Below are 22,108 nucleotides of genomic sequence, written 5' to 3' on the forward strand. Positions count from 1 at the left end.
GGCTCAGGCCTCCATGACTTCGGCAAGCGCCCGCCCGACACGGCCGGGACCGGGGAAATAATCCCACTCCTGCGCATGCGGATAGGGCGTGTCCCAGCCGGCGACGCGCACGACAGGCGCTTCGAGATGATAGAAGCAATGTTCCTGCACCAGCGACACGACCTCGGCGCCGAAGCCCGATGTCAGGGTCGCCTCATGCACGACGACGCAGCGACCTGTTTTGGTGACCGATTTGACGATCGTATCGAGATCAAGCGGCAACAGGCTCCTCAGATCAATCACCTCGGCGTCGATGCCGGCATCTTCGGCGGCGGCAAGCGCCACATGCACCATGGTGCCATAGGCAACCACAGTCACCGCCGATCCCTCGCGCCGCACCTCGGCCTTGCCGATCGGGATGGTGTAATGGCCGTCGGGCACTTCGCCGAGATCGTGTTTCGACCAGGGCGTCACCGGCCGCTCGTGATGGCCGTCGAAGGGGCCGTTATAGAGCCGCTTCGGCTCCAGGAACATGACGGGATCAGGGTCCTCGATCGCCGCGATCAGCAGGCCTTTCGCGTCATAAGGATTGGACGGCACGATCACCTTCAGCCCGCAGACATGGGTGAAGAGCGCTTCCGGGCTCTGGCTGTGCGTCTGGCCGCCGAAAATGCCGCCGCCGGTCGGCATGCGCACGACGATCGGGCAGGTGAAATCGCCGTTGGAGCGGTAGCGGATGCGCGCCGCCTCCTGCGTCAGCTGGTCATAGGCGGGATACATGTAATCGGCGAACTGGATTTCGACGCAGGGCTTCAACCCGTAGGCGGCCATGCCGATCGCCGTGCCGACGATGCCGGATTCGCTGATCGGCGTATCGAAGCAGCGCGTCCTGCCGTATTTTGCCTGCAGGCCTTGCGTCGAGCGGAAGACGCCGCCGAAGTAGCCGACATCCTCGCCGAAGACCACCACATTGTCGTCCTTCGCCATCGACACATCCATGGCGCTGCGCACCGCCTCGATCATCGTCATCCTGGCCATGTCAGTATCCCGCCTTCTGCCGCTGGCGGCGGATATGCGCCGGCATCTCGGCATAGACGCCCTCGAAAATGTCGCGCACCGAGGGCCTGCCGCCGGCATGCAGGGTGCCATGCGCCTCGGCCTGCCGTTGCGCCTCGATGACCTCGTCCATAATTTCGGCTTCCGCCTGCACGTGCCGCTCCTCCGACCAGGCGCCCTTGACGATCAGATGTTTCTTCAGCCGCAGCACGGGATCGCCGAGCGGCCAGGCCTCCGATTCCGTCTTCGGCCGATAGGCGCTCGGATCGTCGGAGGTCGAATGGGCACCGACGCGATAGGTGACATATTCGATCAGCGTCGGGCCGAGATTGCGCCGCGCCCGCTCGGCCGCCCAGCGGGCGACGGCATGGACGGCGAGATAGTCGTTGCCGTCTACCCTGAGCGCCGGAATGCCGAAGCCGAGGCCGCGGGCGGCAAAGGTGCCGGAGCCGCCGCGGGCAATGCCCTGGAAGGTCGAGATCGCCCATTGATTGTTGACGATGTTGAGGATGACGGGGGCCTTGTAGGTCGAGGCAAAGACGAGCGCCGAGTGGAAGTCGGATTCCGCCGTCGATCCGTCACCGATCCAGGCGGCGGCGATGCGGCTGTCGTTCTTGATCGCCGAGGCCATCGCCCAGCCGACGGCCTGCACATATTGGGTGGCGAGATTGCCGGAGATGGTGAAGAAGCCGTGCTCCTTGGACGAATACATGATCGGCAGCTGCCGGCCGCGCAAGGGGTCGCTCTCGTTCGAGTAGATCTGGTTCATCATCTCGACCATCGGATAATCATCGGCGATCAGGAGGCCCGCCTGGCGATAAGTCGGGAAATTCATGTCCCCCTTGATGAGCGCCTTGCGGAAGGCGCAGCTGACGGCCTCTTCACCGAGATGCTGCATGTAGAAGGAGGTCTTGCCCTGGCGCTGCGCCATCAGCATGCGGGCGTCGAAGGCGCGCAGCTTCATCATGTTGCGAAGCCCGGTCAGCAATTCCTCATCGGAGAGCGACCCCGCCCAAGGTCCGACCGCCTCGCCGTCACGGTTCAGGACGCGGATGATCGAATAGGCGAGATCGCGGATATCCTCGGAGGCGACATCGACCTCCGGCCGCGACACCGAACCGGCCTTGGCGATCTTGACGTTGGAAAAATCGGGCTGGCCGCCCGGACGGACGGCGGGTTCGGGGACGTGCAGGCTCAACGGAGCGGAATCCACCATGTCTTTTCTTTCCTCCCTTTGCCGGCCAAGCTCCCCTCCCCGGAAGCAGGGCCAGTATGGTTCTTATAGATTGCGGGCGATCACCATGCGCTGCACGTCACTCGTTCCCTCATAGATCTGGCAGATGCGCACATCACGATAGATGCGCTCGACCGGATAGTCGGCCATGTAGCCGTAGCCTCCGTGGATCTGAATCGCGTCGGAGCAGACGCGCTCGGCCATTTCGGAGGCAAAGAGCTTCGCCATCGAGGCCTCCGACAGACAAGGCAATTCCGCCTCCCTCAAGGCGGCGGCATGGAAGACCAGTTGGCGCGCCGCCTCGATCCGCATCGCCATATCCGCAAGGCGGAAGGCGACGGCCTGATGCTCGAAAATCGGCTTGCCGAAGGCGGTACGCTCGCGGGCGTAGTCGCGCGCCGCCTCGAAGGCCGCCCGCGCCATGCCGACCGCCTGCGCCGCGATGCCGATCCGCCCGCCCTCGAGATTGGCGAGCGCTATGCGGTAACCTTCGCCTTCCGCCCCGAGCCTCAATTCTGCAGGGATGCGCATGGCGTTGAAGGCAATCTGGCAGGTATCGGTGGAATGCAGGCCGAGCTTTTCCTCGACGCGGATCACCTCGTAGCCCGGCGTCTCCGTCGGCACGATGAAGGCGGTGATGCCCTTCTTGCCGGCATCAGGATCGGTGACGGCAAAGACGATGATGACATTGCCGTTCTTTCCCGAGGTGATGAACTGCTTGGCGCCGTCGATCACATAGTGGTTACCGTCACGCCGCGCCCGGGTCTTCAGGTTCGAGGCGTCGGATCCCGCCTGCGGCTCGGTCAGCGCAAAACCGCCGATCCATTCGCCGCTCGCCAGTTTCGGCAGGAAGCGCTGCCGCTGCTCCTCGGTGCCGAATTTCAGGATCGGCACGCAGCCGACGGAGCTGTGCACGCTCATGATCGTCGAACAGGGCCCGTCGCCCGCGGCAATCTCCTCGAGGGCCGCGGCATAGGCGACGACACCGGTATCCGAGCCGCCATAGGCCTCCGGCACCAGCATGCCGAGCAGACCGAGTTCGCCCATCTCCTTCAGTTCCTCGCGCGGGAAAAGATGTTCCCGGTCGCGTTTGGCCGCCCCCGGCGCCAGCCGGTCGCGGGCAAAGTCGCGAGCAAGATCGGAGATCTGCTGTTGGAGGTCGGAAAGGATCATCTGCCGCCTCCCCGCTAGTGCCGCTCGATGGCGACAGCCGTCGCCTCGCCGCCGCCGATGCAGAGCGCCGCCATGCCGCGTTTCAGGCTGTAGCGCTCCAGCGCCGAAAGCAACGTCACCAGGATCCGGGCGCCCGACGCGCCGATCGGATGGCCGAGCGCGCAGGCGCCGCCATGGACGTTGACCTTTTCATGCGGCAAGTCGAGATCGCGCATCGCCGCCATGGCGACGACGGCGAAGGCCTCGTTGATCTCGAAAAGATCGACATCCGAGAGCGCCAGGCCGGTCCGGTCGGAAAGCTTCTGCAGCGCGCCGATCGGCGCGGTGGCGAAAAGATTAGGCGCCTGCGAATGGGTGGCGTGGCCGAGGATCGTGGCGAGCGGCGTCAGGCCGCGACGCTCGGCCTCGGAGCGGCGCATCAGTACCAGGGCTGCCGCGCCGTCGGAGATCGAGCTGGAATTCGCCGCGGTCACCGTACCGCCGTCGCGGAAAGCCGGTTTCAGCGTCGGGATCTTGTCGAGCCTCGCCTTCCCTGGCTGTTCGTCGCGGCTCGCCACCTGCTCGGCTTTCCCCAATGTCACCGTGACCGGCACGATCTCGCTCTCGAAACAGCCGTCGGAGATCGCCTTCTGAGCCCGCGTCAGAGAGGCGATGGCGTAGTTGTCCTGCGCCTCGCGCGTGAACTGATAGGCCTCGGCGCAATCCTCCGCGAAGCTGCCCATCAAGCGCCCCTTGTCATAAGCATCCTCCAGCCCGTCGAGGAACATGTGATCCACGACTCGCCCATGGCCGAGCCTGTAGCCGCCACGGGCCCTGTCAAGGAGATAGGGCGCATTGGTCATGCTTTCCATGCCGCCGGCGACAGCCACCGAGGCGCTGCCGGCGGCTATCAGATCGTGCGCCATCATGACCGCCTTCATGCCCGAGCCGCACATTTTATTGACGGTGCTGGCGCCGGTCGAAAACGGCAGGCCGGCATGGATGGCCGCCTGACGCGCCGGCGCCTGCCCTTGCCCTGCCGGCAGCACGCAGCCGAAGACCACTTCCTCGATCGCCTCGGGCTCGACGCGGCTGCGCTCAAGTGCCGCGCGGATCGCCGCTGCTCCAAGCTCGGGTGCGGCCGCCTCCTTCAGCTCTCCCTGAAAGCTGCCGATCGGGGTGCGCGCCGCGCCGGTGATGACGATAGGGTCCTGCAATGCCATCTTTCCTCCTCGGGGCGCTCTCAACGCGCGCCCATCCGCAATGCGCCGTCGAGGCGGATCACCTCGCCGTTCAGCATGTTGTTTTCAAAAATATGGCCCACCAGCCCGGCAAATTCCGCCGGCCGGCCGAGCCGCGGCGGAAAGGGCACGCTCCTGCCGAGCGCTTCCTGCACCTCTGCCGGCATATCAGCCATCATCGGCGTCTCGAAAATGCCGGGCGCAATCGACACGACCCGAATGCCGTAGCGGGCAAGCTCGCGGGCGATCGGCAGGGTCATCGCCGCCACCCCGCCCTTGGAGGCGGCATAGGCCGCCTGGCCGATCTGCCCGTCGAAGGCGGCAACTGAGGCCGTGTTGACGATGACGCCGCGTTCGCCTTCCGCGTCCGGCTCAGCATTCTGGATGGCGGCGGCCGCAAGCCGGATCATGTTGAACGTGCCGATGAGATTGATGCCGATAGCGCGGGCGAAATTCTCCAGCCGATGCGGTCCGTCGCGGCCGATCACCTTCTCGGCCGGCGCGACGCCGGCACAATTGACCAGACCGCGCAGACTGCCGAAGGCATCCACCGCCGCGGCAACGACCGCCGCGCCATCCTCGCCATCGGTCACGTCGGCCTTGACGAAGCGAGCATCGCTGCCAAATTCCCTAGCGATCCCCTCGCCCGCTTCCGCATTGAGATCGGCAATCGTCACGCGCCCGCCGGCCTCGATAAGCATGCGCGCGGTTGCGGCGCCGAGCCCGGAGACGCCGCCGGTCACGATGAAACTTGCTCCTGGGATCAGCATGGATCTCTTCTCCTCGCCGCCGGCCCATCTCCTCCAGATAGTACCGGCAACCGCGATTCTATTCGCTCCACCTATTGCAAGCGATGACAGAACTGCTCCATAATTTCGGCCAGTTTTGCCATAGTGAGGTTTGGCATGGCCGAGATCGAGCGACGCATGATTGCGCCGGGGTTCGTCGACGAAGCGCTCGACAGCCTGCGGCGGCTCGGCAAACCGACGGCGCCGATCCTTGCGCAGGTCGGCCTGCCATCTCAAGTCGAACATCCGGTTTCAGCCGAGACCTACGGCGCACTCTGGCTGGCGATTGCGGCCGAACTCGACGACGAGTTCTTCGGCATGGGCGCGCGTCCGATGCGCAGCGGCAGCTTCACGCTGCTTTGCCATTGCGTGCTGCACGCGCCGACGCTCGGTCATGCGCTACGCCGGGCGCTGCGCTTCCTCGATGTCGTGATCGACGATCCCAGAGGGCGGCTCGTCATTCGTGACAGTCTCGCCGAAGTCGAGCTCAGAGATGCCGGCGGCCCGCGTTCGGCCTTCGCCTATCGAACCTACTGGATCATCCTGCACGGCATCATCTGCTGGCTGGTCGGGCGGCGCATTCCGATCCGCCTCGTCGATTTTCGCTGCGCCGAACCCAAGCAAGGGGCCGACTACCGGCTGTTCTTCGGCGCGCCGGTGCGTTTCTCGCAGGCCATCAGCCGGCTCGGCTTCGACAGCGCCATGTTGGATTTACCAATTTCACGCAGCGAACAGGCGCTGAAGCAGTTCCTGCGCGGTGCACCCGCCAATATTCTGGTGCGCTACCGTTACGACGCCGGCATCGCCGCCGCCGTCCGCCGGCGCTTGACCCAGGCGACACCAACTGCCTGGACGAGTTTTGCATCCCTTGCCGCCGATATGCGCATGCCCTCCTCCACACTCCGCCACCGCCTGCACGACGAAGGGCAGAGCTATGCCGCCATCAAGGACGACATCCGCCGCGACCTCGCCGTCGAACTGCTGCTGAACACATCGAAGACCATCGGCGAGATCGCCGTGCAGCTCGGCTATTCCGAACCCAGCGCCTTCTTCCGCGCCTTCCGGAAATGGATGGGCAAGAGCCCGGAGGCGTTCCGGCGAGAGGAAGCGGAAAATCAGACCTACGTCAGTCGAACCGCTTGACGCGACCCGATTGTCTTCGCGCTTTCGCGAACATGCTGGCATCTTCGTCACGAAGGATTTGCTGAAGCGACCAGGAGCCCTGATGAGGAAAATTTGAAGCGTTGTTCCGCCCTGCCGCAGCAGATCTCAAATAGTGCAAAATAGTGTTAGTCACTAGATTTCACTATATGTTATAAGGATGCAAAGGAGACCGTAGCCATGAAACCATCCGGCCAGATGACCGTGAGCCTCACCGGCGAACTGGAGCAATTCGTCCGCGACCAGGTGCGCACCGGCGCCTTCGCATCGAGCAGCGAATACATCCGCAACCTGGTACGCGAGCGCTATAACCAGCAACGCGATCGCGCCGAAAAGCTGAAGGCGTTGGATGAGGCGCTGGCACGCGGCATCGCCGACGCTGAAGCGGGGCGCACCATGCCCTTGGATGCGGCATTCAAACGGCTTCGCGAGGAACTCGACCTGATGGACAAAAGCGCCGGGAAATGAAGGTCAGAATTACCGATGCGGCATGGGAAAACATGCTGCATATTGGCCGCTGTATCAAGGACGGCAATCCGGCTCGCGCCGAGACGTTCGTGAGGGAGCTTTACGAGCGGTGCGAATCACTGGGGCATATGCCCCGCTCCTTTCCCCTGCTGCCCGGCCGGGAAGAATCCGGCATCCGCCGGCGCCCCTATGGCGACTATCTGATTTTTTACCGGATTGCCGACGCGGTCGAAGTGCTGCATGTCCTCCACGGCGCGGTAGACTATGAACGATTGCTATTCCCGGACGAATAGGGCAACCGCCGATTACCCGCCCCGTAATTCTCGGCCGGCACGCATTGCAAGGATCGGGTAGTGCCAAACTCATGGCTCATTGTCGTAGCCTTCACCCTTCGCCAGCCGCGCGATCGCCTCGCCGAACAACTCGGCATGTTCGTCCGGCATCTCCGAAACGTAATGGGCGCGACGCGGATCGATGCCGCTGCGCATGCGCTCGTAATGTTCATAGCTCATCAGCACGAAACGCGACTTGTTATGCCGGGTGAGAACGATCGGTTCCCGGCTTGCAGCATCGGTAACGTCGCCGACCTGCTTGTTGAGATCCCCTGTCGTGAAATATCGCATGATATAATCTCCGGCTTTGTTTCCATATTTCCCATATTTTCAAGAAAACGGCACAGCTTCGATAGAAGGCTCTCACCCGCATCCAAATCAGAGACACTTTGAACCTTTCGCAACCCGCGCTACATATTTTAGCGGGAGGAGTGCCATGTTTGATTTTTCGCTCGGCGACACCGCGGACGCGATCCGTGAAACGACGGCGCGGTTTGCGGCCGATCATATTGCTCCGCTGGCTGCGGAGATCGACGAAAGCAACACGTTTCCGCGCCAGCTCTGGCCTGAAATGGGCGCGCTCGGCCTGCATGGGATTACCGTCGAGGAGGAATTCGGCGGCGCCGGTCTCGGTTATCTCGAACATGTCGTCGCCATGGAGGAAGTCTCCCGCGCCTCGGCCTCGGTCGGCTTGAGCTACGGCGCCCATTCCAATCTCTGCGTCAACCAGATCCGCCGCTGGGCCTCGCCGGAACAGAAACACCGCTACCTGCCGAAGCTGATCTCAGGCGAGCATGTCGGCTCGCTTGCCATGTCGGAGGCCGGCGCCGGGTCCGATGTCGTCTCCATGCGCTTGCGGGCCGAGAAAAAGGGCGACCGCTATATTCTGAACGGCACCAAGTTCTGGATCACCAATGCGCCGCATGCCGATGTGCTCGTCGTCTATGCCAAGACCGATCCCGCCGCCGGCGCGAAAGGTATTTCCGCGCTCATCATCGAGAAGGGAATGCCCGGCTTCAGCGTTTCCAAGAAGCTCTCCAAGCTCGGCATGCGCGGCAGCGATACGGCCGAGCTGGTCTTTGAAGATTGCGAGGTGCCGGCCGAGGCGCTGATGGGCCGGGAAGGCGAAGGCGTGAAGATCCTGATGTCCGGCCTCGATTATGAGCGCGCCGTGCTTGCCGCCGGCCCGCTCGGCATCATGCAAGCCTGCCTCGATGTCGTGCTGCCCTATGTGCGCGATCGCAAGCAGTTCGGCAAACCGATCGGCGATTTCCAGCTGATGCAGGCCAAGATTGCCGACATGTATGTCGCGCTGAACTCGGCGCGCGCCTATGTCTATTCCGTCGCCCGCGCCTGCGACGCCGGCCGCGCCACGCGCACGGACGCGGCCGCCGCGATCCTTTTTGCCAGCGAGAACGCCGTGAAGGTCTCGCTGGAAGCGATCCAGGCTCTCGGCGGCGCCGGCTATACCAAGGAATGGCCGGTCGAACGTTTCCTGCGCGATGCCAAGCTCTACGATATCGGCGCCGGCACCAACGAGATCCGCCGCTACCTGATCGGCCGGGAGCTCATTGCGTCATGACGGTGATTCCGACCGCGATCGATCGCGAGAGCGACAGCTTCAAGGCCAATGCCATCAAGAACGGAGCGCTGATCGAGGAGCTCCACACCCGCTCGGCGAAAACCCGCGAGGGCGGATCGCAAGCGGCGCGCGAGCGCCACACGGCCAAGGGCAAGCTCCTGCCGCGCGACCGCATCCAGCTGCTTCTCGATGCCGGCAGCCCTTTCCTTGAGATCGGCGCGCTGGCCGCCAACGGCATGTATGGCGACGAGGCGCCGGGCGCCGGCATCATTACTGGCATCGGCCGCGTGTCCGGCCGCGAGGTGATGATCGTCGCCAATGACGCGACGGTGAAGGGCGGCGCCTATTACCCCCTGACGGTGAAGAAACATCTGCGGGCGCAGGAAATCGCCCTGCAGAACCGGCTGCCTTGCCTCTATCTGGTCGACAGCGGCGGCGCCAATCTGCCGCATCAGGCCGAGGTCTTTCCCGACCGCGACCATTTCGGCGCGATCTTCTACAATCAGGCGCAGATGTCGGCCGAAGGAATCCCACAGATCGCCTGTGTGATGGGAAGCTGCACCGCCGGCGGCGCCTATGTGCCCGCCATGTCCGACGAAACGGTCATCGTGCGCAATCAGGGGACGATCTTTCTGGCCGGTCCGCCGCTGGTCAAAGCCGCCACCGGCGAAATCATTTCGGCCGAAGAGCTCGGCGGCGCCGAGACCCATGGCCGCCGCTCCGGTGTCGTCGATCATGTCGCCGAAAATGACGAACATGCGCTGCTGCTGGTGCGCGATATCGTCGCCAGCCTCAACAGCGTCAAATCGGTCGATATCGACATTCAGCCTCCGCGTCCCCCGAAGCTCGACGTCGAGGACCTTCACGGCATCATTCCTGAGGACGTGCGCTCGCCCTATGACGTGCGCGAGGTGATCGGCCGCATCGTCGACGGCTCGGAACTGCATGAGTTCAAGCCGCTCTACGGCACCACGCTCATCTGCGGCTTCGCCCGCATCTGGGGCATGCCCGTCGCCGTCATCGCCAATAACGGCGTGCTCTTTTCCGAAAGCGCGCTGAAGGGCGCGCATTTCATCGAGCTCGCCTGCCAGCGCCGCGTGCCGCTGCTCTTCCTGCAAAACATTTCCGGCTTCATGGTCGGCGGCCGCTACGAGGCCGGCGGCATCGCCAAGGATGGGGCGAAGCTGGTGACGGCGGTCGCCACCGCTACCGTGCCGAAAGTCACTGTCATCATCGGCGGCAGTTTCGGCGCCGGCAATTACGGCATGTGCGGGCGCGCCTATCGCCCGCGCTTCCTCTTCACCTGGCCGAACAGCCGCATCAGCGTCATGGGCGGAGAACAGGCGGCCTCCGTGCTCGCCACCATCCGGCGGGACGCGATGGAAGCGCGCGGTGAGGATTGGCCGGCCGCCGCGGAAGAAGCCTTCAAGGCGCCGATCCGCGCCGGCTACGAGGCGGAGGGCAACCCCTATTATGCCACCGCCCGCCTCTGGGACGACGGCATCATCGATCCGCGCCAGACACGCGACGTGCTGGGCCTTGCCTTTTCCGCCAGCCTGAATGCGCCAATCCCGAAAGGGCCGCGCTTCGGCCTGTTCAGGATGTGAGGCGCGCTATGATGGAAAGTCTTCTCATTGCCAACCGGGGCGAGATCGCCCGCCGCATCATCCGCACGGCAAAGACGCTCGGCATCCGCACCATCGCCGTCTATTCGGAAGCCGATGCCGGCCTGCCCTTCGTGAAAGAAGCGGACGACGCAGTCGCCATCGGTCCTCCGCCCGCCCGAGAGAGTTATCTCTCCGAGGCACGCATCCTGGAAGCCGCCCGCAAGTCAGGCGCTGCCGCCATCCATCCCGGCTACGGATTTCTGTCGGAAAATGCCGACTTTGCCGAAGCGGTGGAAAAGGCCGGCATGATCTGGGTCGGCGCGCCGCCGGCCGCCATCCGCGCCATGGGGCTCAAGGATGCCGCCAAGGAATTGATGCAAGCGGCGGGCGTGCCCGTCACCCCCGGTTATCTCGGGCCGGACCAGAGCGAGGCGAGGCTAGAGGCCGAGGCCGATACGATCGGCTACCCCGTGCTGATCAAGGCTGTTGCCGGCGGCGGCGGCAAGGGCATGCGCCGCGTCGACCGGCTTGAGGATTTCGCTGAACTTCTCGCCTCCTGCCGGCGTGAGGCGGCCGCCTCCTTCGGCGACGACCGCGTGCTGATCGAACGCTATATCGCCAACCCGCGCCATATCGAGGTCCAGGTCTTCGCCGACAAATCGGGCAACTGCGTTCATCTCTTCGAACGCGATTGTTCGCTGCAGCGCCGCCACCAGAAGGTCATCGAGGAGGCCCCCGCCCCCGGCCTCGATGCCGCCACCCGTGCTGCGATCTGCGATGCCGCAGTGAAGGCCGCGAAAGCGGTGAATTACGTCGGCGCCGGCACCATCGAATTCATCGCCGATGCCTCCTCCGGCCTCGATCCCGACCGCATCTGGTTCATGGAAATGAACACGCGCCTGCAGGTGGAACACCCGGTCACCGAAGCAATCACAGGCGAGGATCTGGTGCTCTGGCAGTTGAAGGTTGCCAGCGGCGAGCCGCTGCCGAAAAGCCAGGACGAGATCGTCATCAACGGCTGGGCTTTCGAAGCCCGGCTCTATGCCGAAAACCCCGCCGCCGGCTACCTGCCCTCAACCGGCCGGCTCGACCATCTCAGGCTTCCGGGGGCCGTCCGCGTCGACAGCGGCGTCGATGAGGGCAACGAGATCACCGCCTTCTACGACCCGATGATCGCCAAGATCATTGCGCATGGGCCGAACCGTGAGACCGCCCTTTCGAAGCTCGCCGCCGCCTGTGCCGGCATCGAGGTCTGGCCGGTCAAATCCAATGCCGGTCTTCTCGCCCGCATCGCCACTGATCCGGATTTTCGCACCGCGCAGATCGATACCGGCTTCCTCGACCGCCACGGCGAAAGCCTTGTGGCCAGCGGACCTGATGAAACCGTCATCGACAAGGCAGCGACGGCACTTTCGAAGGGCACGGTTGGCGATCCCTGGTCCGCACTGACCGGCTTCCGTATCGCCGGGCCCCGCGACAGCCGCGTGCGCGTGCGCATTGACGGTCACCTCCATTGGGGAAGGGCCCACGGCGACCTCGAAGCGAATGCCGTCGAGATGGACGGGGCGACGGTACTTTTCGATGCCGGCAATGCCTGGCCGATCGGCTTGCCCCATGCAGGCGAGGTCGAGGCAAATCACGGCGTGGGCGATGGCGCCATCCTGTCGCCAATGCCCGGCCTCGTCATTTCGGTCGACGTCGCCGAAGGCGATCCGGTCGCCAAGGGGGACCGTCTGCTGACGGTCGAAGCGATGAAGATGGAGCATACGCTGCGGGCGCCCTTCGACGGCATCGTCGGCAAACTGCAGGTCTCTCCCGGTGTCAGGGTCTCCGAAACCCAGCTGGTCGTCAGCGTCATCAAGGGAGAGGACTGATGGCCGGCCGCTATTTCGACGAATGGACGGTCGGCGACCGCATCGCCCATGACATCCGCCGGACGGTCACCGAGACCGACAACCTGCTCTTTACGACGCTCTCCCACAATCCGCAGCCGCTGCATCTCGATGCCGAATATGCGGCCCGCACTGAATTCGGCCGGATCGTCGTCAACGGCACCTTCACCTTCGCGCTCACCGTCGGCCTTTCGGTCGGCGACACCACGCTCGGCACACTGGTCGCCAATCTCGGCTATGACAAGGTGACGATGCCGAAGCCGGTCTTCATCGGCGATACCCTTAGGGTGGAAACCGAAGTGACGGAGCTGCGCCGCTCGAACTCCCGCCCCGATGCCGGCATCGTCACCTTCCGTCACATCACCCTGAACCAGCGCGACGAGATCGTCTGCCAGTGCCTGCGCACCGCAATGCTGAAGGTGAGGCCGTCATGAGGCTGCGCTCGCTGCTCTTCGTGCCCGGCGACCGGCCGGAGCGTTTCGAAAAAGCCCTCGCTTCCGGCGCCGATGCCGTCATTCTCGATCTGGAAGATTCGGTTGCGCCTGCCAACAAACCAAAGGCTCGCGACAGTGTGCGCACCTTCGTGCAGCGCCATGCCGGCGAGACCGCTCTCCTGATTCGCATTAATCCTCTCGCTTCGCCGGAATTCGAACACGACCTCGCCGCCCTGAGCGGTCTTCAGCCTTTCGCGCTCATGCTGCCGAAGGCCGAAGGCGCCGCTTCCGTGCGGAGGCTTGCAAGCGCTCTCGCATCGGCTCTTCCCATCCTGCCGATCGCGACCGAAACGCCATCGGCGATCTTCGAGATCGGCAGCTATCGTGATGTCTCGGACAGTCTCTGCGGGCTTACCTGGGGTGCCGAGGATCTGCCGGCTGCGATCGGGGCTTCGACCGCGCGCAGGACGGACGGCCGTTATACGCCGCCTTACGAGCTTGCCCGCTCGCTCACCCTATTCGCAGCCCATGCCGCAGCCGTTCCGGCGATCGATACCGTCTATCCCGATTTTCGCGATCTCAATGGTCTGCGGGCCTATGTCGGCCGCGCCCGGCGCGACGGCTTCACCGGCATGATGGCCATCCATCCGAGCCAGGTGGAAACAATCAACCACGCCTTCACGCCGGATCCATCCGAGATCGCCTGGGCGGAAAAGGTCGCCGCCGCCTTTGCCGGCCAGCCCGACGCCGGTGTCATCCAGCTTGACGGGCGCATGCTTGACCTGCCGCACCTCAAGCTCGCGCTCCGCCTTCTGGAGAATGCTGGTCGATAGGCAAAACCCTCCGGCCAATCAGCCCGACTTTGCGGTTGGCTTCGAGGCGACTTGCTTCGGCTCGAGGTAGCCGGCACCGATGGCGACATAAAGGTCGACATAGTCCTTGGCGACCTGCTGCACGGTGGCGGCAAGACTTGCCTGAGCATCGGAGACCGTACGCTGCGCGTCGAGGATATCAAGCAGCGACGAAGCGCCATCCTTATAACTTGTCGTCGAAAGCGCCAGCGATTCCTGCGCCGTCTGTACTTGCCTGCGCAACGGCTCCAGCGTCTGCGTGTCGCGGCGAACTGCCGTGAGTGCGTTTTCGACCTCTTCGACGCCGTTCAGCACCGCCGCTTTCCAGGCAAGATACTGCGTCCTGGCATCGGATTTCTCGATCTCGACATTCGCCCGCAACGTACCGCCATCGAAGATCGGCAGGCTGAGGGATGGGCCGAAGGACCAACTGGTCAGGCTTGCGCCGCTGGCGCCCGACGATTTGACCCAGCTTGGCGAGATCGAGCCGGAAAGCGAGATCGACGGATAGAGCTGGGCTTCGGCGGCGCCGATATCGGCGACGGCGGCCGCCAGTTCGCGTTCTGCCTTGCGGATATCGGGACGGTTGCGGATGAGATCGGCCGGAATGCCGGCGCGAAGATCGCCGCGGAAGACGGGTTGCCCTGCACTCTTCTGCAGCTCACCCATCAGCGAGGATGCCGGCATCCCGAGCAGCGTGGCGATGTGATGGGCTGATTCCGTGAAGCTCTTTTCCAGGCCGGGAATGTCGGACTTTGTCGATTGCACCAGGCCTTCAGCCTGCACGACGTCGAGGCGGGAGGCCGCACCGGCTTTCAGCTGCAGCTGCGTGAGCTCGTAAGTCTGCTGGCGGGATTTCAAACTCGCCCGGGAAAGCGCGATGCGCTCCTGAAAATAGCGGGCGTCGATATAGCTCTCGACGAGATCTTTGAGAAAAGTGAGTCTGGCATTGTCGGCCGTCGCATAGGCAGCCCCAAGCGAGGCGATCGCGCTCTCCCTGGAGCGGCGATACTGGCCGAAAAAGTCGAGCAGCCAGGAGAGGCTGGCCTCGCCGCCCGTCGTGTTCGTGGTGCCGACCGTCGTGCGAAGCCGACCCTTCTCGCCGGATAGTATGTGCGATGCGTCAACAGTCAGGCTCGGCAGGCCGCCGGCGCCGGCGACGGTGACATTGGCCGAGGCCGAGTTGATGCTTTCGAGCGCCTGCAGCACGTCGAGATTCTCGCTGAGGCCGTGAGCCACCAGGCCGTCGAGCCGCTTGTCACGATAGGCCGTCCACCACTCAGGCGTCGCAACATTGCCGTTGCTCTTGTTGCCGCCCTCTTCAAATTTGGCGGGGAGCGGCATTTGCGGGGGAACGTGATCAGGGCCGCTGACGCAGCCTGTCAGCAGAATTGTAATTAGCGATGCGGCGTAGCGGAGGGATGATAGTCTTGTGCGAAGCGACGTACTCACGGGGCGAGCCTTCTGAACCGGGATCGTGGGTTCAGGCATAGCGAGACCAGCGTTAATGGCGGTTAAGAAACTGTAAAGTTAGGTAAAACCCGGCACCGTCCTTGCAGAAGTCAGGATCAGGTTTCTCCACCGCCCGCACCATAGGGCATCGGCCGCCTCGGAAGCTCCAGCGTGATCGCCAGGCCGCCGGCATCCGGCAGCGAGGCATGCACGCGTCCGCCATGGCGTTCGATCGCCTGCCGGGTGATGGCAAGACCCAAGCCGTATCCGCCTCTCGTCACGGCGTCCTTGCCGCGGGAAAACGGCTGGAAGATGCGTTCGAGTTCCTCCCGCCCGACACCCGGCCCCTGATCCGCGACGCGGATCGTGAGCCGGTCGGGCCCTACCTCGCAAGACACCGATATGCGCGAATGCTCGGCCGTATATTTGACGGCGTTGCGGACGACGTTTTCGAGCGCCCTGTAAATGAGTTCGCCTTCGACCTCGGCCCGGAAGATGCCGTCGATACCAGTTGTGATCGCAACCTCGCGGGCCTGGGCTTCGAATGCCGCATCGCCGAGGATTTCATTCAGCAGCTCGATGACGTCGAGGGTCTGAGTCTTCAGCGGCCGGCCGGATCCCGCCGTCAGCCTGGCAAGGGTCAGGACCTCGCCCACCAGCGTATCGAGCCGTTCGACCTCCCGGTCCATCCGGTCCAGCATGGCGCCGAGTTTGGCCGGGCTCTGCCTGAGCACGCCGACGGCAGCCTGCAGGCGGGACAAAGGCGAACGCAATTCATGGGAGACGTCGTGAAACAGCCTCTGCTGCGCATCCTGGAGTTCCTGAAGCCGGGCGGCGCTCGCATCGAAATCATAGGCAAGTGCTGTGACTTCATCCTTTCGCCCGGCCATTTTATCGCCGATGCGGAAGTCGAAGCGGCCATGGGCAAGCGCGCTCAGGCCGTCACGCAGATGTACGACGGGACGAATGAGGTATCGGGCGAGCGCGCCCGCCGCGATCGTGCTCGCAACCAGGATGGTGAACCATGGTAGGAATGGGCCAAGATTGTCGAAGGTGGAACCGGCCGGAGCCGACACGGAAAACCGATAGCAGATCCCATCCTTCGACACGGACCGGGTGGTGATCGTGTTCTTCTCAGTGCAGGCATCGGCCTCCGCAGGCTGCGCCAGGGTGAGGCCGAGCGGCTGCGTCTTCTCGCTCGTCGTCACGAAACGCGCGGCGGCGGCTTCGCCGTCCGCGACCAGAATGTTTGCTGTCAGGTTCAACACGAGGGTGCGCCGCTCCTGCTCCAACTCGCTTGCGAAGGGAACCGCCTGAAGGAGTTTGACGATAAGGATAATGACGGCGAGGCTTGCCGCCAGCGTCAGCCAGATGATCCTGAAGAATTTCCAGAAAAGCCGGGGCATGATCAGTCCACGAGAAGTTGATAGCCCTGGCCGCGGACGGACTGGATCCAGGATTGCCCGTCCTCCCGCTGTCCGAGCTTCTGGCGAACGCTGCTGATATGGACGTCGATACGGCGGTCGAACGGCGTGAGCGGCTTGCCGAAGGCCCGCTTCGAAATCTCCTGCTTCGACACCAGCTGGCCGGCGCTGCGGGCGAGAACCTCGAGCAGGCTGAATTCGGTGCCGGTCAGCTCCAAGGTCTCGCCGCGCCATTCAGCACTTCTGCTGCCGGAGTGGATCACCAGCTGCCCTGCCCTGATCGTGTCCGTCGATACCCCAGCCGCCGGCTGACCCGCACGGCGCAGGATGGCGCGCAGCCTTGCCGCCAGTTCGCCCGGGGAGCAGGGTTTCGGCACATAGTCGTCGGCGCCGAGATTGAGGCCCGATATCCTGTCCACGTCATCGCCTCTTGCCGTCAGCATCAGAACGGGGACCTGGCTCAGCTTCCTGATCCGCTGCAGCACTTCGATGCCGTTCATCCGCGGCATCATGATGTCGAGCACGATGATATCGACGGTATTGCCGGCAGCCGCGGCAATGGCGGCGCGGCCATCCGTATCCGTTGCGACGTCATACCCTTCCTCGACCAGGTATTCCTGCAGAAGCGTCGTCAGCTCGGCATCGTCGTCGATGAGGAGAACCTTGTTCATTCGCGTTATCCGTCACTAGAACAGGATGATTTAGGCCGATCCGGCCTAAAATCTGAATCCTGTTCTACATTAAAGAGTTAGAGCATGATGTCGTCCGAAAACCGCTCACACTTTTCGGCATCATGCTCGAATCCCGGCGAGCCATACAGCACGAAAGCGTGCGGGCGACCAAGTTTTACCTAACTTAACACTAACTTGACCGCGCTTAACGTTCGCCCCGTTACTTATCCTGCCATGACATGGACGCGCCAGGACCGGCCGCCTCGACATGAGCGGCAGTCCTTCGTCGCGTTCGCGCGGATCGCAAAGGCCACCGATGCCTTTGACCACAAGGAATGCTTTGTTGAGAAAACCATCCAGAATACTTGCCGCTGCGCTTGTTGCGGCAGCGCTAGTTTCCCCCGCCAATTTTGCCATGGCGGAACAGGCCGCTGCAACCGCTCTGACAGTCTCTCTGACGGCGCCGGCACAGCGGAACTGGCCGGAGACCGTTCCCGCGAGCGGCTGGCTGAAGCCTTGGCAGGAAGCCGTCATCGCCTCCGAAACAAGCGGCCTGCGCATCACCGATGTCCTGGTCGATGTCGGATCCGTGGTCACGAAGGGACAGACGCTCGTTCGGCTTTCCCAGGAAAGCGTACTCGCCGATCTCCGCAAGCAGGAGGCGGCTGTCGAGAACGCCAAGGCAAGCGTTACGAAGGCCAAGGCCAATGCCGACCGGGCACGGCAGTTGCGTCCTTCCGGCGCGCTCTCTGACGAAAAGATCGTCGAATACCTGGCCGACGAGCAGACGGCGACGGCAAGCCTTGCATCCGAAGAGGCCGCACTCGACAGCGAAAAGATCAAGCTCGCGCAGACCACGATCACGGCCGTCGACGACGGCCTCATAACCTCCCGTTCCGCCGATCTCGGTGCCGTCGTCTCCGCCGGCACCGAGCTGTTCCGCATGGTCCGCCAGCAGCGTGTCGAATGGCAGGCCGAGATTTCGGCGCGCTATCTCCGGCGTATTTCTGAAGGCTTGAGCGTGAGGATCGACGGGCCGGACGGCCAGGTCATCGACGGCAAGGTGAGGCTTGTCGGGCCTTCGGTCAGCACCGATACCAGCCGGGCGATCGTCTATGTCGCGCTTCCCGCGGACGTGCGTCCGCGCACCGGTCTTTACGTCACCGGCAACATCGAACTGCAGACCTCTCCGGCGCTGACTGTTCCCGAGACGGCGATCGTGTTCCGGGACGGCATTAGCTACCTCTTCACTTCAGGCGACGATCATCGGGTGCAAAGGGTCAGGGTGGAAACGGGCCGCCGCAACAATGGCGAGGTGGAAATCGTCTCCGGCATCGACCGGTCGTCGAAGGTGGTGACCTCGGGCGGCGCATTCCTGTCGGACAACGACCTCGTGAAGATTGCGGAGAAAAACTGATGAACTTCTCAGCCTGGTCGATCCGCAATCCCGTACCGGCGATATTGCTGTTTGTGATGCTGACCGTCGGCGGCCTCCTGGCCTTCAAGCAACTGCCGATCCAGAACTTCCCCGATATGGACCTTCCGACGATCAACGTCACCGCTACGCTTGAGGGCGCTGCACCGGCACAGCTCGAAACCGAGGTCGCCCGCAAGATCGAGGATAGTCTTGCAGCACTCAGCTATCTCGACCATATCACCACGACGATCACGGACGGCTCAGTCTCGATCAAGGTGTCCTTCAAGCTGGAAAAAGACAGCGAAACGGCCCTGAACGAAGTCCGCAATGCCGTCGACAGCGTCAAGGGCGATCTGCCGGCGCAGATGGAAACCCCGAGCGTCAGCAAGGTCACCGTACAGAGTTCCCCGCTGGTCACCTATGCCGTCCGCTCGACCGCTCTCAACGAGACGGAACTTTCCTGGTTTGCCGACAATGACCTGACCAAGGCGCTGCTATCGGTGCCCGGCGTCGGGCAGGTCAACCGCATCGGCGGGATCGACCGCGAGGTTCATGTGGATCTCGATCCCGCGACGATGGCGTCGCTGGGCGTCACCGCGGCCATCGTGTCGTCGCAGCTGAAGGCGGTGCAAACGGATACGTCAGGCGGCCTCGGCGAAATCGGCGGTACCCGCCAGACCTTGCGCACGCTTGGCGCCCTGCCCTCGGTCGAGGCGCTGAAGGGGCTGAAAATCCCCCTGGCAAACGGCCAGCAGGTTCGCCTCGACGACGTCGCATCCATCACCGACAGCTTCGCCGAACGCTCTTCTATGGCCTATCTCGACGGCAAGCCGGTGATCGCGGTCGAGATCAAGCGCTCGAACGGCTTTTCCGACAGTGGTGTTGCCGCCGCCGTCGACCAGGCGGTCAAGGCCTTCGCAGCCAAGCACTCCAACGCTCAGATCGACGAGGCTTACAGCACGATCGGACCGATCATCGGCAATTACGATGGTTCGATGCATATGCTCTACGAAGGCGCGATCCTGGCGATCATCGTCGTCTGGCTTTTCCTCCGGGACTGGCGGGCGACGATCCTGTCGGCCGTGGCGCTGCCTCTGTCAGTCATACCGACCTTCCTTGTGATGTATTTCGCCGGCTTCAGCCTGAACATCGTCACGCTGCTTGCACTGTCGCTGGTGGTCGGCATCCTCGTCGACGATGCCATCGTCGAGCTCGAGAACATTGCCCGCCACCTGCAGATGGGCAAGCGGCCGCTCGACGCCGCTCTCGAAGCGGCCAACGAGATCGGACTTGCCGTCATCGCGACCACTTTCACCCTGGTCTCGGTCTTCCTGCCGACGGCGTTCATGAGCGGCATACCGGGCCTTATTTTCCGCCAGTTCGGCATCACCGCCGCCGTCGCCGTGCTTGCCTCGCTCGTGGTCGCGCGCCTGCTGACGCCGATGATGGCCGCCTATTTCATGAAAGCCCATCCGACCGAGGAGAAGGATGGCCGGATCATGCGTGCCTATATATCAATCGTGAAGACCGCCATGAACCGCAGGAAGACGACCGTGGCCGTCACCGCCGTCGTCGTGGCACTCTCGCTTTCGACCATCCCCCTGTTGAAATCGGGCTTCCTGCCCGCTTCCGACGATGCGCGGACCCAGGTCACGCTCACCATGCAGCCGGGCGCCACCATCGAGCAGACGGATGCCACGGCCAGGAAGGCCGCCGATATTATCGGCAAGCTTCCCGACGTCACGCATGTCTTCTCAGCCATCGGTTCGACCTCCTCGGGCGGCGGCCCCGACGCCAGCACCACGAGCGATGTCGGATCGGCGACGATCGTGGCTGTGCTGCCGCCCATCGACGAGCGCGACCGCAAGCAATCGGAAATCGAAAACGACATCCGGCAGGCGCTCTCCGTCCTCCCCGGCGTTCGCGTGGAGGTCGGTAGCGGCGGCAACGGCACGAAGCTCGAGATCACACTCGCAAGCGACGATGCGAACGTGCTCGACAGCGCAAGCACGGCGCTCGAAGAACAGCTCCGCTCGCTGCAGGGTATCGGAGCGGTGACGTCGACCGCGGCCCGGCAGGCGCCCGAGATCCAGATCACACCCGACTTTGCGCGCAGCGCCGCGCTCGGGGTCACGTCGAGCGCCATTGCCGAGGCCGTGCGCGTGGCGACGAACGGGGAATATTCCTCCGATCTGCCGAAGCTCAACCTGCCGCAGCGGCAGATTCCCATCGTCGTCCGCTTTTCGCCCGAGGCGCGCACCAATCTTGATGACATCAAGAACATGCGGGTGGCGGGAACGAACGGCAACGTCGATCTCGGATCGATCGCCGATGTCAGGATCGGCGGCAGCCCGTCGGAGATCGACCGCATCGACCGGATGCGCAACGTCACCCTGTCCGTCGAACTCAACGGCCGCATTCTGGGCGACGTCAACCGGGAGGCGCAGGCGCTGCCGGCGCTCCGGCATCTGCCGTCGGGCGTCACCCTGGTCAACCAGGGCGAACTTCAGCGCAGTTCGGAACTGTTTCAGAGCTTTGCGCTGGCAATGGCGATCGGCGTCTTCTGCATCTACGCGGTTCTCGTCGTGCTCTTCCACGATTTCCTGCAGCCGCTGACCCTTCTGATGGCTCTGCCGCTCTCGCTCGGCGGCGCGCTGGTGCCGCTCGTGCTGACGGGAACGAGCTTCTCCATGCCTGTTGTCATCGGCCTGCTCATGCTGATGGGCGTGGTGACGAAGAACTCCATCCTGCTCATCGAATATGCGATCATGTCGCGCCAGCGGGGCATGGCCAGGTTCGACGCCCTGGTGGATGCCTGCCACAAGCGCGCACGGCCGATCGTCATGACCACCATCGCCATGGCCTCAGGCATGCTGCCGGCCGCGCTCAGCCTGATGGGCGGCGATTCGAGCTTCCGCCAGCCGATGGCGATCGTCGTGATCGGCGGCGTGGTGATGTCGACGCTGCTGAGCCTCATCGTCATCCCCGTCATCTTCACCTTCGTCGACGATCTCGAACAACTCCTCATAGGGTTGCTGCGCCGGATCGGGCTGGCTGAGGAAACCGCTGGTGACAAGCCGCATGCGTCCAACGATCACGCGGCGATCGCCTTCCACCCCGAGCAATCACGGCGGGGGCACGGTCAGAGATGATCTTTGCTGCCCTCCCGCCAGCAGCCGGTGACGGCAACCTCTTCGGTCGCGCTCCCTCCCCCACGGGAACAAGACCGCGGGACGTGTTCCCCCGCAGGCGGCCTCAAGCCGCCTGCGCGTCCCGCACCCTAATCAGGAGGTACAGAAATGGTTCGGAAAGAGCCTGATACTCTGCCGGAAGACATTTCCATTGGTGGAACGGGGTGATCGACGCC

Annotated in this window: 19 protein-coding genes; 10 read left to right on the forward strand and 9 right to left on the reverse strand. The window is 63.7% G+C overall.

The features are described 5' to 3' along the window. Nucleotides 1–3: 3 nt before the first annotated feature. From QMO80_RS29870 to QMO80_RS29890, 5 genes are all read right to left on the reverse strand, one after another. Nucleotides 4–1,017: an alpha-ketoacid dehydrogenase subunit beta gene (locus QMO80_RS29870; protein WP_283201456.1), complete on the reverse strand. Its 1,014-nt coding sequence runs from the start codon at nucleotides 1,015–1,017 to the stop codon at nucleotides 4–6. Between the two features lies 1 nt (nucleotide 1,018). Then, nucleotides 1,019–2,251: a 3-methyl-2-oxobutanoate dehydrogenase (2-methylpropanoyl-transferring) subunit alpha gene (locus QMO80_RS29875; protein WP_283201457.1), complete on the reverse strand. Its 1,233-nt coding sequence runs from the start codon at nucleotides 2,249–2,251 to the stop codon at nucleotides 1,019–1,021. Nucleotides 2,252–2,314: 63 nt separating this feature from the next. After that, entirely contained in the window at nucleotides 2,315–3,442 is a 1,128-nt protein-coding gene (locus tag QMO80_RS29880) for an acyl-CoA dehydrogenase family protein (RefSeq protein WP_283201458.1), read from the reverse strand. A 14-nt stretch (nucleotides 3,443–3,456) separates the two neighbouring features. Further along, nucleotides 3,457–4,644: an acetyl-CoA C-acyltransferase gene (locus QMO80_RS29885; RefSeq protein ID WP_283201459.1), complete on the reverse strand. Its 1,188-nt coding sequence runs from the start codon at nucleotides 4,642–4,644 to the stop codon at nucleotides 3,457–3,459. A 20-nt stretch (nucleotides 4,645–4,664) separates the two neighbouring features. Then, nucleotides 4,665–5,432, reverse strand: a complete 768-nt coding sequence (locus tag QMO80_RS29890) for a 3-hydroxyacyl-CoA dehydrogenase (protein WP_283201460.1) — start codon at nucleotides 5,430–5,432, stop codon at nucleotides 4,665–4,667. A 135-nt stretch (nucleotides 5,433–5,567) separates the two neighbouring features. Between QMO80_RS29890 and QMO80_RS29895 the strand changes: the two genes are divergently transcribed. The 3 genes from QMO80_RS29895 to QMO80_RS29905 all read left to right on the forward strand — a co-directional run bounded on the left by QMO80_RS29895 (nucleotide 5,568) and on the right by QMO80_RS29905 (nucleotide 7,372). Beyond that, nucleotides 5,568–6,593, forward strand: a complete 1,026-nt coding sequence (locus QMO80_RS29895; RefSeq protein WP_283201461.1) for an AraC family transcriptional regulator — start codon at nucleotides 5,568–5,570, stop codon at nucleotides 6,591–6,593. 198 nt (nucleotides 6,594–6,791) lie between these two features. Beyond that, a complete protein-coding gene (locus tag QMO80_RS29900; RefSeq protein ID WP_283201462.1) occupies nucleotides 6,792–7,079 on the forward strand; it encodes a type II toxin-antitoxin system ParD family antitoxin in 288 nt (95 codons plus the stop codon). Next, nucleotides 7,076–7,372, forward strand: a complete 297-nt coding sequence (locus tag QMO80_RS29905) for a type II toxin-antitoxin system RelE/ParE family toxin (protein ID WP_283201463.1) — start codon at nucleotides 7,076–7,078, stop codon at nucleotides 7,370–7,372. The genes QMO80_RS29900 and QMO80_RS29905 overlap by 4 nt, the downstream gene beginning before the upstream one ends. Nucleotides 7,373–7,441: 69 nt before the next feature. Here the strand turns inward: QMO80_RS29905 and QMO80_RS29910 are convergent, their stop codons facing one another. Continuing rightward, the gene (locus tag QMO80_RS29910; RefSeq protein ID WP_283201464.1) at nucleotides 7,442–7,702 is read right to left on the reverse strand and encodes a type II toxin-antitoxin system Phd/YefM family antitoxin; all 261 of its coding nucleotides are present in this window, start codon (nucleotides 7,700–7,702) and stop codon (nucleotides 7,442–7,444) included. Nucleotides 7,703–7,847: 145 nt separating this feature from the next. On the opposite strand from QMO80_RS29910, the gene QMO80_RS29915 reads away from it, so the two are divergent. From QMO80_RS29915 to QMO80_RS29935, 5 genes are read left to right on the forward strand one after another with little or no spacing between them, the layout of a single operon-like run. Next, nucleotides 7,848–8,993, forward strand: a complete 1,146-nt coding sequence (locus QMO80_RS29915; RefSeq protein WP_283201465.1) for an isovaleryl-CoA dehydrogenase — start codon at nucleotides 7,848–7,850, stop codon at nucleotides 8,991–8,993. After that, nucleotides 8,990–10,600 carry a carboxyl transferase domain-containing protein gene (locus QMO80_RS29920; RefSeq protein WP_283201466.1) on the forward strand — a complete coding sequence of 537 codons (1,611 nt, stop codon included), beginning with the start codon at nucleotides 8,990–8,992 and terminating at the stop codon, nucleotides 10,598–10,600. Before QMO80_RS29915 ends, QMO80_RS29920 begins: the two co-directional genes overlap by 4 nt. Before the next feature lie 8 nt (nucleotides 10,601–10,608). Continuing rightward, nucleotides 10,609–12,474, forward strand: coding sequence for an acetyl/propionyl/methylcrotonyl-CoA carboxylase subunit alpha (locus tag QMO80_RS29925; RefSeq protein WP_283201467.1), 1,866 nt, complete (start codon nucleotides 10,609–10,611; stop codon nucleotides 12,472–12,474). Beyond that, nucleotides 12,474–12,926, forward strand: a complete 453-nt coding sequence (locus QMO80_RS29930; protein WP_283201468.1) for a MaoC family dehydratase — start codon at nucleotides 12,474–12,476, stop codon at nucleotides 12,924–12,926. The genes QMO80_RS29925 and QMO80_RS29930 overlap by 1 nt, the downstream gene beginning before the upstream one ends. Next, on the forward strand, nucleotides 12,923–13,759 hold the full coding sequence (locus QMO80_RS29935; RefSeq protein ID WP_283201469.1) for a CoA ester lyase: 837 nt from the start codon (nucleotides 12,923–12,925) through the stop codon (nucleotides 13,757–13,759). Before QMO80_RS29930 ends, QMO80_RS29935 begins: the two co-directional genes overlap by 4 nt. 18 nt (nucleotides 13,760–13,777) lie before the next feature. Here QMO80_RS29935 and QMO80_RS29940 read toward each other — a convergent pair whose 3' ends face one another. The 3 genes from QMO80_RS29940 to QMO80_RS29950 form a co-directional block, all read right to left on the reverse strand. Further along, nucleotides 13,778–15,229, reverse strand: a complete 1,452-nt coding sequence (locus QMO80_RS29940; RefSeq protein WP_283201470.1) for an efflux transporter outer membrane subunit — start codon at nucleotides 15,227–15,229, stop codon at nucleotides 13,778–13,780. 116 nt (nucleotides 15,230–15,345) lie between these two features. Further along, nucleotides 15,346–16,635, reverse strand: a complete 1,290-nt coding sequence (locus QMO80_RS29945) for an ATP-binding protein (RefSeq protein ID WP_283201471.1) — start codon at nucleotides 16,633–16,635, stop codon at nucleotides 15,346–15,348. A gap of 2 nt (nucleotides 16,636–16,637) precedes the next feature. Next, on the reverse strand, nucleotides 16,638–17,324 hold the full coding sequence (locus QMO80_RS29950; RefSeq protein ID WP_283201472.1) for a response regulator: 687 nt from the start codon (nucleotides 17,322–17,324) through the stop codon (nucleotides 16,638–16,640). Nucleotides 17,325–17,640: 316 nt separating this feature from the next. On the opposite strand from QMO80_RS29950, the gene QMO80_RS29955 reads away from it, so the two are divergent. Then, a complete protein-coding gene (locus QMO80_RS29955) occupies nucleotides 17,641–18,741 on the forward strand; it encodes an efflux RND transporter periplasmic adaptor subunit (protein ID WP_283201473.1) in 1,101 nt (366 codons plus the stop codon). Continuing rightward, nucleotides 18,741–21,893: an efflux RND transporter permease subunit gene (locus QMO80_RS29960; protein ID WP_283201474.1), complete on the forward strand. Its 3,153-nt coding sequence runs from the start codon at nucleotides 18,741–18,743 to the stop codon at nucleotides 21,891–21,893. Before QMO80_RS29955 ends, QMO80_RS29960 begins: the two co-directional genes overlap by 1 nt. Nucleotides 21,894–22,108 lie beyond the last annotated feature (215 nt).

This window comes from Rhizobium sp. BT03 (assembly GCF_030053155.1).
Classification (GTDB): Bacteria; Pseudomonadota; Alphaproteobacteria; order Rhizobiales; family Rhizobiaceae; genus Rhizobium.

What these genes read in the sequence shown, in the direction of transcription:
- QMO80_RS29870 (WP_283201456.1), bottom strand. Translation starts at nt 1,017, where the DNA reads ATGGCCAGGATGACGATGATCGAGGCGGTGCGCAGCGCCATGGATGTG.
- QMO80_RS29875 (WP_283201457.1), bottom strand. Translation starts at nt 2,251, where the DNA reads ATGGTGGATTCCGCTCCGTTGAGCCTGCACGTCCCCGAACCCGCCGTC.
- QMO80_RS29880 (WP_283201458.1), bottom strand. Translation starts at nt 3,442, where the DNA reads ATGATCCTTTCCGACCTCCAACAGCAGATCTCCGATCTTGCTCGCGAC.
- QMO80_RS29885 (WP_283201459.1), bottom strand. Translation starts at nt 4,644, where the DNA reads ATGGCATTGCAGGACCCTATCGTCATCACCGGCGCGGCGCGCACCCCG.
- QMO80_RS29890 (WP_283201460.1), bottom strand. Translation starts at nt 5,432, where the DNA reads ATGCTGATCCCAGGAGCAAGTTTCATCGTGACCGGCGGCGTCTCCGGG.
- QMO80_RS29895 (WP_283201461.1), top strand. Translation starts at nt 5,568, where the DNA reads ATGGCCGAGATCGAGCGACGCATGATTGCGCCGGGGTTCGTCGACGAA.
- QMO80_RS29900 (WP_283201462.1), top strand. Translation starts at nt 6,792, where the DNA reads ATGAAACCATCCGGCCAGATGACCGTGAGCCTCACCGGCGAACTGGAG.
- QMO80_RS29905 (WP_283201463.1), top strand. Translation starts at nt 7,076, where the DNA reads ATGAAGGTCAGAATTACCGATGCGGCATGGGAAAACATGCTGCATATT.
- QMO80_RS29910 (WP_283201464.1), bottom strand. Translation starts at nt 7,702, where the DNA reads ATGCGATATTTCACGACAGGGGATCTCAACAAGCAGGTCGGCGACGTT.
- QMO80_RS29915 (WP_283201465.1), top strand. Translation starts at nt 7,848, where the DNA reads ATGTTTGATTTTTCGCTCGGCGACACCGCGGACGCGATCCGTGAAACG.
- QMO80_RS29920 (WP_283201466.1), top strand. Translation starts at nt 8,990, where the DNA reads ATGACGGTGATTCCGACCGCGATCGATCGCGAGAGCGACAGCTTCAAG.
- QMO80_RS29925 (WP_283201467.1), top strand. Translation starts at nt 10,609, where the DNA reads ATGATGGAAAGTCTTCTCATTGCCAACCGGGGCGAGATCGCCCGCCGC.
- QMO80_RS29930 (WP_283201468.1), top strand. Translation starts at nt 12,474, where the DNA reads ATGGCCGGCCGCTATTTCGACGAATGGACGGTCGGCGACCGCATCGCC.
- QMO80_RS29935 (WP_283201469.1), top strand. Translation starts at nt 12,923, where the DNA reads ATGAGGCTGCGCTCGCTGCTCTTCGTGCCCGGCGACCGGCCGGAGCGT.
- QMO80_RS29945 (WP_283201471.1), bottom strand. Translation starts at nt 16,635, where the DNA reads ATGCCCCGGCTTTTCTGGAAATTCTTCAGGATCATCTGGCTGACGCTG.
- QMO80_RS29950 (WP_283201472.1), bottom strand. Translation starts at nt 17,324, where the DNA reads ATGAACAAGGTTCTCCTCATCGACGACGATGCCGAGCTGACGACGCTT.
- QMO80_RS29955 (WP_283201473.1), top strand. Translation starts at nt 17,641, where the DNA reads ATGCCTTTGACCACAAGGAATGCTTTGTTGAGAAAACCATCCAGAATA.
- QMO80_RS29960 (WP_283201474.1), top strand. Translation starts at nt 18,741, where the DNA reads ATGAACTTCTCAGCCTGGTCGATCCGCAATCCCGTACCGGCGATATTG.